12 protein-coding genes are annotated in these 11,994 nt (G+C 67.7%); 8 read left to right on the top strand and 4 right to left on the bottom strand.

Going from position 1 to position 11,994, the window contains the following annotated elements:
• The first annotated feature begins 5 nt into the window (after positions 1-5).
• From BRW65_RS23930 to BRW65_RS23910, 5 genes are read left to right on the top strand one after another with little or no spacing between them, the layout of a single operon-like run.
• Positions 6-1,853 (top strand): flavin-containing monooxygenase, encoded by a 1,848-nt coding sequence (locus tag BRW65_RS23930; protein ID WP_073878819.1) that lies wholly within the window; start codon positions 6-8, stop codon positions 1,851-1,853.
• Positions 1,850-2,800, top strand: a complete 951-nt coding sequence (locus BRW65_RS23925; protein WP_073878817.1) for an SDR family NAD(P)-dependent oxidoreductase — start codon at positions 1,850-1,852, stop codon at positions 2,798-2,800. Before BRW65_RS23930 ends, BRW65_RS23925 begins: the two co-directional genes overlap by 4 nt.
• Complete coding sequence (locus BRW65_RS23920) at positions 2,793-3,944, top strand: CaiB/BaiF CoA transferase family protein (protein WP_073878815.1); 1,152 nt, start codon at positions 2,793-2,795, stop codon at positions 3,942-3,944. Before BRW65_RS23925 ends, BRW65_RS23920 begins: the two co-directional genes overlap by 8 nt.
• 2 nt (positions 3,945-3,946) lie before the next feature.
• The gene (locus tag BRW65_RS23915; protein WP_073878813.1) at positions 3,947-5,653 is read left to right on the top strand and encodes a thiamine pyrophosphate-binding protein; all 1,707 of its coding nucleotides are present in this window, start codon (positions 3,947-3,949) and stop codon (positions 5,651-5,653) included.
• Positions 5,654-5,678: 25 nt separating this feature from the next.
• On the top strand, positions 5,679-7,115 hold the full coding sequence (locus BRW65_RS23910; RefSeq protein WP_073878811.1) for an aldehyde dehydrogenase family protein: 1,437 nt from the start codon (positions 5,679-5,681) through the stop codon (positions 7,113-7,115).
• 13 nt (positions 7,116-7,128) lie between these two features.
• Here BRW65_RS23910 and BRW65_RS23905 read toward each other — a convergent pair whose 3' ends face one another.
• Positions 7,129-7,590, bottom strand: coding sequence for an SRPBCC family protein (locus BRW65_RS23905; protein WP_073878809.1), 462 nt, complete (start codon positions 7,588-7,590; stop codon positions 7,129-7,131).
• Entirely contained in the window at positions 7,587-8,453 is an 867-nt protein-coding gene (locus BRW65_RS23900) for a rhomboid family intramembrane serine protease (RefSeq protein WP_073878807.1), read from the bottom strand. The genes BRW65_RS23905 and BRW65_RS23900 overlap by 4 nt, the downstream gene beginning before the upstream one ends.
• 89 nt (positions 8,454-8,542) lie before the next feature.
• On the opposite strand from BRW65_RS23900, the gene BRW65_RS23895 reads away from it, so the two are divergent.
• Positions 8,543-8,902: a nuclear transport factor 2 family protein gene (locus BRW65_RS23895; protein ID WP_073878805.1), complete on the top strand. Its 360-nt coding sequence runs from the start codon at positions 8,543-8,545 to the stop codon at positions 8,900-8,902.
• A 60-nt stretch (positions 8,903-8,962) separates the two neighbouring features.
• The gene (locus BRW65_RS23890) at positions 8,963-9,187 is read left to right on the top strand and encodes a hypothetical protein (RefSeq protein WP_055404709.1); all 225 of its coding nucleotides are present in this window, start codon (positions 8,963-8,965) and stop codon (positions 9,185-9,187) included.
• Positions 9,188-9,285: 98 nt separating this feature from the next.
• Here BRW65_RS23890 and BRW65_RS23885 read toward each other — a convergent pair whose 3' ends face one another.
• On the bottom strand, positions 9,286-10,023 hold the full coding sequence (locus tag BRW65_RS23885) for a DUF899 domain-containing protein (RefSeq protein WP_073878891.1): 738 nt from the start codon (positions 10,021-10,023) through the stop codon (positions 9,286-9,288).
• 29 nt (positions 10,024-10,052) lie between these two features.
• Complete coding sequence (locus BRW65_RS23880; RefSeq protein WP_073878889.1) at positions 10,053-10,823, bottom strand: SDR family oxidoreductase; 771 nt, start codon at positions 10,821-10,823, stop codon at positions 10,053-10,055.
• 147 nt (positions 10,824-10,970) lie between these two features.
• Here BRW65_RS23880 and BRW65_RS23875 point away from each other — a divergent pair, with 147 nt between their 5' ends.
• A complete protein-coding gene (locus BRW65_RS23875) occupies positions 10,971-11,924 on the top strand; it encodes a sigma-70 family RNA polymerase sigma factor (protein WP_073878803.1) in 954 nt (317 codons plus the stop codon).
• Positions 11,925-11,994 lie beyond the last annotated feature (70 nt).

The raw sequence follows: 11,994 nt of genomic DNA, 5'->3' as shown, positions 1-11,994 counted from the left end.
GACACATGACCATGTTCGGAAACGAATGCGGACCGTCGCAGACGCCCGAAGACATCGACATCGAGGCGCTGCGTGAGAAGTATCGGCAGGAGCGCGAAAAGCGCTTGCGCAAGGAGGGTTCCAAACAGTACATCGAACTCGAGGACGACTTCGCCGGGTACTACGAGGTGGACCCGTACACGCCGGTGACGCCTCGAGACCCGATCAACGAGGACATCGACGTCGCGGTTCTCGGGGGCGGCTTCGGGGGCCTGCTGTCGGCGGCCTACCTGAAGAAGGCGGGGGTCGACGACGTGCGGATCATCGAGCTCGGCGGCGACTTCGGCGGCGTCTGGTACTGGAACCGCTATCCGGGCGTCCAATGCGACAACGAATCCTACTGCTACATACCGCTTCTCGAAGAGCTCGACTTCATGCCGTCGAAGAAGTTCGCCGACGGCGCCGAGATCTACCAGCACTGCCGGAACATCGGCAAGCATTTCGGCCTCTACGACTCGGCGATCTTCTCCACCCAGGTGCACGATCTGTGCTGGGACGACGACATCAAGCGCTGGCGGATCGGCACCAACCGCGGCGACGACATTCGAGCGCGCTTCGTCGTGATGGCGTCCGGCCCGTTTCACCGGCCGAAGTTGCCCGGAATTCCCGGCATCAAAGACTTCACGGGACACAGCTTCCATTCGTCGCGCTGGGATTACGCCTACACCGGCGGCGATGCCCGGGGCGGACTGGACAAACTGGCCGACAAGCGCGTGGCCGTGGTCGGCACCGGCGCCACCGGGATCCAGATCGTGCCGTTTTTGGCGCGCCACGCCCAACACCTGTACGTGTTTCAACGCACCCCGTCGACCGTCGACGCGCGCAACAACGCGCCGACCGATCCCGAGTGGGTCAAGACGCTTAAGCCCGGCTGGCAGAAGGAACGTCAGCGCAATTTCCACTCCTGGACGTTCGAGGGCATGGCGCTCGGTCAGCCGGATCTGGTGTGCGACTTCTGGACCGAGCTCGGCCGCAACACCGCGGCCCGGGTCCTCGCCCTGGATGATCCGGCGGCGCTGACTCCCGATCAGTTCATGGCGATCCGGGAGGAGGAAGACTACAAGGTCATGGAGCGGCTGCGCCGGCGCGTCGAGGCCATCGTCGAGGACGAGGCGACCGCCGAGGCGCTGAAGCCCTACTACCGGTTCCTGTGCAAACGCCCGTGCTCCAACGACGACTACCTGGCGACGTTCAACCGGCCCAATGTCACGCTGGTTGACGTGTCGTCGAGCAAGGGGGTCGAGCGTGCCACCGAAAACGGCCTTCTCGCAAACGGTATCGAGTACGAGCTCGACTGCATCATCTACGCCAGCGGATTCGAGATCACCACCGAAATCAGCAGACGCTACTCGATCGAGACGATCCGCGGTCGCAACGGGCTTTCGCTGTTCGACTACTGGCACGACGGCTACCAGACGTTGCACGGCATGACCAGCCGCGGGTTTCCCAACCAGTTCTACACCGGGTTCACCCAGGTCGGCATCTCCGCGAACATCGCCGCCAACTACGAGGTTCAGGGCGAGCACATCGCTTACATCATCGCCGAAGCCCTGGCGCGCGGTGTGACCACCGTCGAGCCCAGCCAGGTGGCCCAGGACGCCTGGTGCCAGACGATCCGGGAGACGGCGGTCGACAACTCGGCGTTCGACACCCAATGCACGCCCGGCTACTACAACAACGAAGGCGGCGGGGGCGGCGAGGGAATCCGGTCCCACCTGGGTGAGCCGTACGGCCCCGGCTTCTACGCCTTCGACGATCTGCTGCGCGCCTGGCGGGACAAGGGCGACCTGGAAGGTCTGGTCCTGGGCAGGTGAACGAGATCCCTTCCGCGGAACTGAGATTCGACGGCCGCGTCGCCGTGGTGACCGGAGCCGGTCGCGGGCTGGGCCGCGCATACGCGCAACTGCTCGCCGCGCGGGGCGCGAAGGTCGTGGTCAACGATCCGGGCGGCGACCTGACCGGCGAGGGCTGCGATCCCGGACCGGCCGAGCGCGTCGCGGCCGAGATCGCGGCGGCGGGCGGCGACGCGGTCGCCTCTACCGCGTCGGTCGCGACCCGCGAAGGCGGCGCGGCGATCATCGAGACGGCCGTCGAGCGCTACGGCGGCGTCGACATCCTCATCCACAACGCCGGCAACGTCCGCCGCGGATCGCTCAAGGACATGAGCTACGAGGACTTCGACGCGGTGCTCGACGTCCACCTGCGTGGCGCGTTCCACGTCGTGCGGCCGGCGTTTCCGCTCATGTGCCGGGCGGGTTACGGGCGCATCGTGTTGACGTCGTCGATCGGCGGCCTGTACGGCAACGCGGGCGTGGCCAACTATGCGGCCGCGAAGGCCGGCGTCATCGGACTGGCCAATGTCGCGGCGCTCGAAGGCGCCGGTGAGGGCGTGAGGTGCAACGTCATCGTCCCGGCCGCGGTGACCCGGATGGCGGACGGCATTGACGTCTCCACCTACCCCCCGATGGGCCCGGAACTGGTTGCGCCCGTGGTGGGCTGGCTCGCGCACGAATCCTGCTCGGTGACCGGGGAAGTGTTCATCGCGCTGGCGGGTCGGGTGGCACGGGTGGTCATCGCCGAAAGCCCGGGGGTCTACCGGCCCTCCTGGACGGTCGAAGACGTGGGCCGGCATCTGGAGGCGATCCGATACGTGCAGGCGCCGCTGATCTTTCCGGTCCTGCCGGACGGGCATGACCGACACATTCGGTACAGCTTCGAGTTGTCGCACCGCTCCAGCGATCAAGGAGCGTTGCATGGCTGAAGCGGCGGGCCCGCTCGGCGGCGTGCGGGTGATCGACCTCACCGCCATGGTGATGGGACCATACTGCACGCAGATCATGGCCGACATGGGCGCCGATGTGATCAAAGTCGAACCGCCGGAAGGGGATAACACCCGCTACATCTCGGTGGGTCCGGCGCCGGGCATGAGCGGCGTGTTCGTCAACGTCAACCGCGGCAAACGCAGCGCCGTGCTGGACCTGCGAACCGACACGGACGCGACCGCTTTGCGCGCGCTGCTCGGAACGGCTGACGTCTTCATCCATTCGATGCGCGCCAAGGCGATCGCCAAGCTGGGCTTCGGCTACGCCGAGGTCGCCGCGATCAATCCGCGGATCATCTACACCAACTGCTACGGCTACGGCAGGCGTGGACCCGAACGCGACCGGCCCGCATACGACGACACCATTCAGGCCGAATGCGGCCTGCCCGCGGTGCAACAGCAGCTGACGGGCGAGGCCGACTACGTCGGGACCATCATGGCCGACAAGATCGCCGGCCTGACGGCGCTGTATGCGACGACCATGGCGTTGTTCCACCGGGAGCGCACCGGGCAGGGGCAGGAGGTCGAGGTCGCGATGTTCGAAACCATGGCCTCGTTCATGCTCGTCGAACACGCCAACGGCGCCATGTTCGATCCTCCGCTGGGGCCGGCCGTATACCCGCGCACCGTGGCGCCCAACCGCCGCCCGTACCGCACCAGCGACGGCTACATCGCCGCATTGATCTACAACGACAAGCACTGGAGCGCGTTCATCAACGCCGTGCAGCCGCCGTGGGCCAATGGGTCGTATTCGACGCTGGAGCAGCGCGCCCGCCAGATCGACGCCGTCTACGGCTTATTGGCCGAGACGATGAAACAGCGCTCGACCGAGGAATGGTTGTCGCTGTTCCGCGAGCTCGAGATACCTGCCGCACCCCTGAATACGCCGGGCGCGTTGTTCGACGACCCGCATCTGAACGCCGTCGGCATGTTCGAGACCGTGGACACCCCGCATGGCCCGGTGCGCTTCCCGGGCGTGCCCACCTGGTTCTCGCGGACGCCGGGCCGGGTCGCGGGCCCGGCCCCCGAGCTCGGCGCCGACACGGCGGAGGTACTCGCCGAAATTTGCGGAAAGGAACCGTAAGGATGGGTGTACCAGTCTATAAGCGCATTCTGGACCTCTTCGAGGCCGAAGGCGTCAATACCCTGTTCGGCATCCCGGACCCGAACTTCGTGCACATGTTCGCCGAGGCGGATGCCCGTGGCTGGGCGGTGGTCGCCCCGCATCACGAACTGAGCGCGGGCTTCATGGCCGAGGCGGCGTCGCGGATGACCGGTAACCCGGGCCTGTGCATCGGCACGCTCGGGCCGGGCATGGCCAACATCGCGGGCGCGATTCAGTGCGCGAAGGTGGAGAACTCACCGGTGATCGTCATCGGCGGCCAGCGCGCCCGGATCACCGAGCGCCGGGTCCGGCGCGGCCGCATCCAGTTCGTCCGGCAGGAACCGCTCTTCGCGCCGTCGGTCAAGTACAGCGCCTCGATCGAGTACGCCGACCAGACCGACGAGATCGTCCACGAGGCGATCCGCCGGGCCATGTCGGGAACACCCGGCCCCGCCTACATCGAGTATCCGTCCCACGTCATCCTCGAAGAGCTCGACGTACCGGATCCGCCGTCGCCCAACAGGTATCGGCTTGTCGACCAGACCGCGGGTGCGCGCGAGGTGGCCGAGGCGGCGAAGCTGATTCAGGCGGCCGAGAGCCCCATCCTGCTCGTCGGGCACGGGGTCCACACGTCGCGCACCGGTGCGGCGGTCCGGGAGCTGGCCGACCTGATGGCCTGCCCGGTGATCCAGACCTCCGGTGGCACGTCGTTCATCGACGGCCTCGAGGACCGCACCTTCGCGTACGGATTCTCGCCGGCTGCTGTCGAGGCGGTGGTGAAGTCCGACCTGTGCGTCGCGCTCGGCACGGAGCTCGGCGAACCGAGCCACTACGGCAGGACCCGCCACTGGGCGCCGAACGACGCGAAACGGAAATGGGTTCTGGTCGAACAGGATCCGGTGGCGATCGGCGTCAACCGTCCCATCGACGTCCCCCTGGTCGGCGACCTTCGCGGCGTGCTGCCTCAGCTGGTGGACGCGCTCCGCGGCAACCCGAGAAAAGCGTCCGCCGACCTCGAACGCTGGATCTTTGAGGACGCGGCGGAGCTGGCGCGGCTCGCGGAGAACGCTCCCACGGGGCGCACGCCGATCCACCCGGCGCGGTTCGTCGTCGAGGCCACCCGAGCGTTCCCGAAGGACGGCATCCTGGTCCGCGACGGCGGCGCGACGGTCATCTTTCAGTGGACCTACTCGCAGGCCAAACCGCGCGACGTCATCTGGAACCAGAACTTCGGTCACCTCGGCACCGGCTTGCCGTACGCGGTGGGGGCGTCGGTCGCCGACGGCGGCAAGCGTCCGGTGATGTTGCTGACCAGCGATTCGGCGTTCCTGTTCCACATCGCCGAGTTGGAAACCGCGGCGCGGCAAAAGCTTCCGCTGGTGTGCGTGGTGGGCGTCGACCACCAGTGGGGCCTCGAGGTGGGTGTCTACAAGCGCACCTTCCCCCAGCCGTCACCCCAGCCCGGCGTGCACTGGAGCAAGGACGTCCGTCTCGACAAAGTCGCCGAGGGCTTCGGCTGTCACGGCGAGTACGTCGAGAAGGAGGACGAGATCGGCCCGGCGATCGAGCGAGCGTATGCGAGCGGCAAGGCCGCCGTGGTCCACGTCTGCATCGATCCGAAGGCCAATTCCGAGGAGATGCCCAAGTACGACGAGTTCCGCACCTGGTACGCCGAAGGCACCCAGTAGTTGAAGGATCCCCGAAGGAGGAGCCATGCGCGATTACCTGAAGTTCTACATCGACGGGCAATGGGTCGACCCGCTCCGGCCCGACGCTTTTGACGTCGAAAACCCGGCCACCGAAGACGTTTGCGGCCGGATCTCGCTGGGGTCGTCCGCGGATGTGGATGCGGCGGTGAGCGCCGCCAGGCGGGCCTTCGCCGACTGGTCGCAATCCAGCCGCGAGCAGCGACTGGAGCTGCTGGAGGGCATCCTTGCCGAGTACCAGCGGCGCGCGGGCGATCTCGCCGAAGCGGTGACCGAGGAGATCGGCGCCCCGCCGTCCTTGGCCGCGGGACCGCAGGTGCAACTCGGGATCGGCCATCTGGTGACGGCCATCGACGTGCTGAAGAATTTCCCGTTCGAGGAGCAGCACGGGGCGTCGCTGATCGCCAGGGAGCCCATCGGCGTCTGTGGGCTGATCACGCCGTGGAACTGGCCGCTGAACCAGATCGCCGTCAAGGTGTACCCGGCGTTGGCGACGGGCTGCACCATGATCCTCAAACCCTCTGAGGTGGCGCCGTTCTCGGCCTACATCTTCGCGGAGATCCTCGACGCCGCGGGCGTGCCGGCCGGGGTTTTCAACCTGGTGAACGGCGACGGCCCCGGCGTCGGCATGGCGATTGCCGGCCATCCCGGCATCGACATGGTGTCGTTCACCGGCTCCACCCGCGCCGGGGTGGAGGTGGCGAAGACGGCCGCCCCGACGGTCAAGCGGGTGACCCAGGAGCTGGGCGGCAAGAGCCCCAACATCGTCCTGGACGACTCCGCCTTCGCCGACAGCGTGCGGGCCGGCGTCGCCAACATGATGCCCAATTCCGGGCAGAGCTGTAATGCGCCGTCGCGCATGCTCGTTCCGAACTCGCGCATGGACGAGGCCATCGCCATCGCGCGGGAGACCGCCGGGCGGGTGAAGGTGGGCGACCCCGCCGACAAGACCGCGATCGGGCCCGTGGCGTCCAGGGCACAGTTCGACAAGGTGCAACGCCTCATCCAGAGCGGCATCGACGGGGGCGCGACCGTCGTGGCCGGCGGTCCCGGCCGGCCGGACGGGCTTGGCAAGGGCTACTACGTCCGGCCGACCGTCTTCGCGAACGTCACCAACGACATGGCGATCGCGCGGGAAGAGATCTTCGGGCCGGTGTTGTGCATGCTCGGCTACGACGACCTCGACCAGGCCGTCGATATCGCCAACGACACGGATTACGGTCTCGCCGGCTATGTTTCGGCGGCCGATCGAGACAAGGCGCGGGCGGTGGCGCGCCGGATCCGGGCCGGCTGGGTGACCATCAACCACGCGTTTGACATGAGCACGCCGTTCGGCGGCTACAAGCGCAGCGGAAACGGGCGCGAGTGGAGCGAGTTCGGGTTCCACGAGTACCTGGAGGTCAAGAGCATCTTGGGCTACGCGCCCGAGAAGGGCGGCCAATAGCTTGCCGCTTTGATCAGCCGGCCTCGAAGTGGCGGCGGATGCCGGCCAGCATCGCGATGTGCGCCTTGACGGCTTCGCGGGTGGTCATCGGCGCCAGCGGCCGGGGCGCCGCGATGCGGATCCGCTCCGTGATGCGCGTGCCCGCCGGCGTCGGCTCGAAGCTCACCCGCCCGCGCAGGCGCACCCCCGGCGACTGGTCCGCCTCGGTCAGCACGTCGCCCTCCGCCGGTACCTGCAGCCGTGCCCGGTAGGCGATCGTCATCATTAACGGCCCCAACGGAATCCGGTCGCGCACCCGATAGCTGAGGTCGACCCCGTCCGGGGTTTCGCCGCGTGACAGCATCTCCACCGACACGATCAGCGGGTGCACCAGCTTGATGTTGTCCAGGTCCACATAGAAGTCGCGGACCTCATCCGGGGGCGCCGGCACTTCCTCCGTCAGCGTGTGCTCGGCGTGAGCGACCCACCAGCTCATGCGGAGAACTCGAGCAGCAGCTCGGCCGTGCGCCACCAGATCAGCACGGCGAACGCCGCCAGCACGATGATGGTCACCGCGGCCTGAATCGTGTTGCGGCGCTCCTTCGGCGGGTAAACGTAGGCCGCGGCGACCAGCGCACCCGTGACAAGCCCACCCACGTGCGCCTGCCAGCTGATGCGTTGCGCACTGAACAACGGCACCAGGAACGTGAAGACCAGGTTGATCGCGATCACCGCCACCACCCAGCGGACGTCGGCGGACAGCCGCTTGCCCACCACGAAGGTGGCGCCGAACAGGCCGAAGATCGCGCCCGAGGCGCCCGCCGTCGCCGTGTCGAGCGGCGATATCAGATAGACCAACACCGAACCGCCCAGCCCGCTCAGCGCGTACAGCGCCCCGAATCGCAGTCGGCCCAGCCACATTTCGAGCGGCGGCCCCACCACATACAGCGCCCACATGTTTAACAGCAGATGGGTCGCGCCATAGTGCAGGAAGGCCGACGTCACGAGTCGGTAGAACTGGCCGTCGGCGACGGCCGGCGGCCACAGCGCGAGCTGCTTCTCCAGGTTTCCCGACGCCATCTGCAGCACGAAGGCCAGCACGTTGATGCCGATCAGGGCGTAGGTGAGCACCGGGGTTGCCGACCGCTGCCGCCCGCCGAACGGCGTACGGGGTTGCCGGATCGTCCGCGCGCCAGCACGGACGCACTCCACGCACTGGTGACCGACGGCGGCGTTGCGCATGCAGTCGCCGCAGATGTAGCGCTCGCAGCGGTTGCAACGGACGTATGTCGGGCGGCCCGGATGCCGATAGCAACTCGGAGCAGTGGGTGGCGAATCCGGTGTGCTGGGTGCGCTCATCGCCCTATTCTTGCCCGCGCCGCCGGGCCGGGCGCAGCGCTTTAGCAAAGCTGTTTTCTGCCCGGCCCATTGCGCCTACTGTCTTCTGCGTGAGCACCGGAGTGGTCGAGCGCTACCTGGAGTGCCTGGCCGCGCACGACTGGGACGGTCTTGCCGCGACGATCGCCGACGACGGGTTGACCCGCGAGGGCCCGTTCTGCGATGTCGTCGAGGGCAAGCAGCACTACGTCGCCTACCTGCGCAAGGTCCTGACCAACCTGGACGGCCATCGCCTGGAGGTGCAACGGATATCGCATGTCGACAGCCGCCTGTCGTACGCGGAGTTGACGGAGTCGTTCCTGATCGACGGCGAAGCCAAGCGGTGGCCCGAATGCATCCTCTTCGAGCGCGGCGACGATGGGCTGATCTCTCACGTCAGTGTGTTCTTCAAGCAGCCCGCCGCGCGGTGAATCGCCCGGGCGGCCACGAAAGTATTCCCTCACCCGCGAATTTGACCTAGCGTGTGACGGGTGGAATCAAACGGAACCCCGGAATTGGTGCCCGTCGAAACATTGCACTCAGGTGATCCGATCATGGATTGCGGCCAGCGGTACATAGTCCTGGAATCGAAGGCCGTCGGCGACAGCTGCGTGGTCCTCGAGCTCGAATCCAGGGTGGACCACCAGCTGCAGGTCATCGAGAAGTCGTTCCCGGCGGGCTACCACGTCAACAGGGCGAACCACCGAATCTTATAGCCCGAATTACTCAGCCGAATAGTGCGCGAGTAGCCGTTGGACGGCTACCGCGCATTCGTGTTATTCGCACTAAAAACTCGAATATCGGTCGGCCGCATTTAGCGGGCGCGCGCCGGCCGCGGATCGTTGGGATTGTCCGGATCGGGATCACCGAACCACCGCGACGGCGCCCGCTCGCCGTACGCGTCGTGCCACTCCCACCACTCGTACGGCGCGGTTTGCGGGTAACCCTCCGGCGAGTCCTCCCAGTTCTCCTGGCGCCCGAGCGCGGTCATGTCGAGGTAGCTCCACGTGTTGCCCAGCGCCTCGTCACCGCGGTTGTTGATGAAGTAGGTACGGAACACGCGGTCACCGTCACGGATGAACGCGTTCGTGCCGTGCCATTCGTCCACGCCGAAGTCGGCGTCGAAGCCGTCGGTGATCGTGTACCACGGCATCTGCCAGCCCATCCGCGCCTTCAGCCGCGTGATGTCGGCTTGTGGCGCCCGCGAAGCGAACGCCAGGGTGGTGTCGCGGGCGTTCAGGTGGGCGAGGTGCCCCACGTGGTCGGCAATCATCGAGCAGCCGCGGCACGCGTGGTCGGGCCAGCCGTCCACGCCTGGCTCGAAAAAGGCGCGGTAGACGATCAGCTGACGCCGCCCCTCGAACAAACCCAGCAGGCCGACGGGGCCCTCGGGCCCTTCGAACGCGTACTCCCGCTCGACGGCCAGCCAGGGCATCCGCCGGCGCGCCGCCGCCAGGGCGTCGTGGGCTCGCATCACTTCCTTCTCTTTCACCAGCAGCTGTTCGCGGGCGGCGGCCCAGTCCCGGGCCGACACGATGGGGGGTGTGTGCATGTCGTTGTCCTCCTGAATGTTTCGGGGCATCAGGCCACGGCCGACAGGCCGGTCGACGTGAGCAGGTACGCGTCGTCGCTGCCGGGATCCCCGGTCGCGATGGCCAGGACCGAGCGGCCCACCTGCTCGGGGCTCAGCGCGGGCCCGGCGGCCCGCACGAACGATTCGACGTCCACTCCTTGCCGTTCGGCGTACGCGGCGACGGCTTTGGCGCCCAGGTCGGTGGCCGGCGTCAACCGCGGCAGGACGGACACGAACCGGATGCCCAGCCCGCCCCGCTGCGACTCGATGGCCGCGTAGCCGGCGATGAACCTGACCGCCGCCTTCGCTCCCGCGTAGCCGCCACTCAGCGGTGACCCGGCAAGGGCGGCGCCGCTGGACATGACGATCACCGAGCTGCCCGGCGGCAGCGGACGTCGCAGGGCGTAGCGGGTCCAGTGAAACGCCTGCGCGACATCGACATTCCAGTTCTCGCTGAAACTCTGCCAGCTCTGCTCCTGCAGCGCGCTCATGTGGGGTGCCGCGCCGGCGCACAGGACCAGTGTCCGCGGCCGGTATTCGTCTATGAGCCGCTGCGCTGTCGCGGGATCGGCGGCGTCGGCGGCCACCGGGACGAAGCCGCCGCCGAGTTCGTCGCGCACGAGGTCGAGACCGGAAACGCTGCGTGCGACGCCGACCACCTCGGCGCCGGCCGCCGCCAGGGCGCCCGCGATGGCGCGGCCAAACCCGCGGCTCGCCCCGGTCACGATCGCCGTGGTGCCCGCCAGGCCACCCGACGGGAATGTCAGGGGTTCGTTCATGTTCATCCTCGCTCTCAACGGAAGGTGCGTTCACCAATTGAGATGCGGCGCGGCGCGCGAATTCATCGCCGCTGCACCGATGATTTTCGGCCGCCCGCCGTCTCTGTACTGGAGTAGCGTTCGAACCCCGCCGAGACAGGAGAGGCCGTGCCGGCCCAAGAGGACTTCATCGCGCAGGCGGCGCCGTTTCGTGCCGAGCTGATCGCGCACTGTTACCGCATGCTCGGGTCGGTGCACGACGCCGAGGACCTCGTCCAGGAGACCTATCTCAACGGCTGGCGCGGCTATCAGGCGTTCGAGGAGCGAGCCGCGTTGCGGACGTGGCTGTATCGGATCGCGACGACCGCCTGCCTGCGGGCCCTGCAGAACCGCGCCCGCCGAGTGCTGCCCGCCGGGCTCGGCGACGGATCGATCGATCCCGACGCCGCACTCGACGCGGCCAGCACGCACGAGTGGCTCGAGCCCATCCCCGACGCGCTGACGTTCCCCACACCGGAGGACAACGTCACCGCGCGCCAAAGCCTGCGACTGGCCGTGATGGCCGCGCTGCAGGAGCTGCCCGCCCGACAGCGCGCGGTGCTCATCCTGCGCGACGTGGTGCAATTCAGCGCCGCCGAGGTCGCCGAGCTCCTCGAAACGACACCCGCCGCGGTGAACAGCTCGCTGCAGCGGGCGCGGGCCCGCCTCGCCGAGCTCTCCCCCACCGAGGAGAGCCTGTCGGAGCCCGACGACGCCGAGCGCCGCGCACTGCTCGACCGCTACTGCGCAGCGTTCGAGAACGCGGACATGGCCGCCCTCACCGCGCTGCTGCAAGCAGACGTGAAACTCGAAATGCCGCCCTTCCCTGTCTGGTTCGCCGGTCGCGAGCCGGTGCTGCGATTCCTCGCCGCCCGTGCGCTCGCCAAGCCCGGTGAAATCGCGATGATCCCGACGGCCGCCAACACGCAGCCCGCGGTCGCCGAGTACCGACGCGGCGCCGACGGGGCGATGCGGGCCCATTCCATTCACGTCTTGACCGGGGGCGCCGACGGGATCGCCACCATCACCGTGTTCCTGGACCCCGGCCTGTTCAGCAGGTTTGGTTTCCCGTCCTGCCGGTAACCTGTCCGCAGGGACGCGACTGCACCGCCGGTTAGGAGAAAGAAGGCCCAACCCACCGGAGTCCTCGGTG

The organism is Mycobacterium paraffinicum (assembly GCF_001907675.1).
Lineage (GTDB): Bacteria > Actinomycetota > Actinomycetes > Mycobacteriales > Mycobacteriaceae > Mycobacterium > Mycobacterium paraffinicum_A.
Note: the sequence above shows the minus strand (reverse complement) of the source record. Positions and strands in the feature narration are given on the sequence as shown.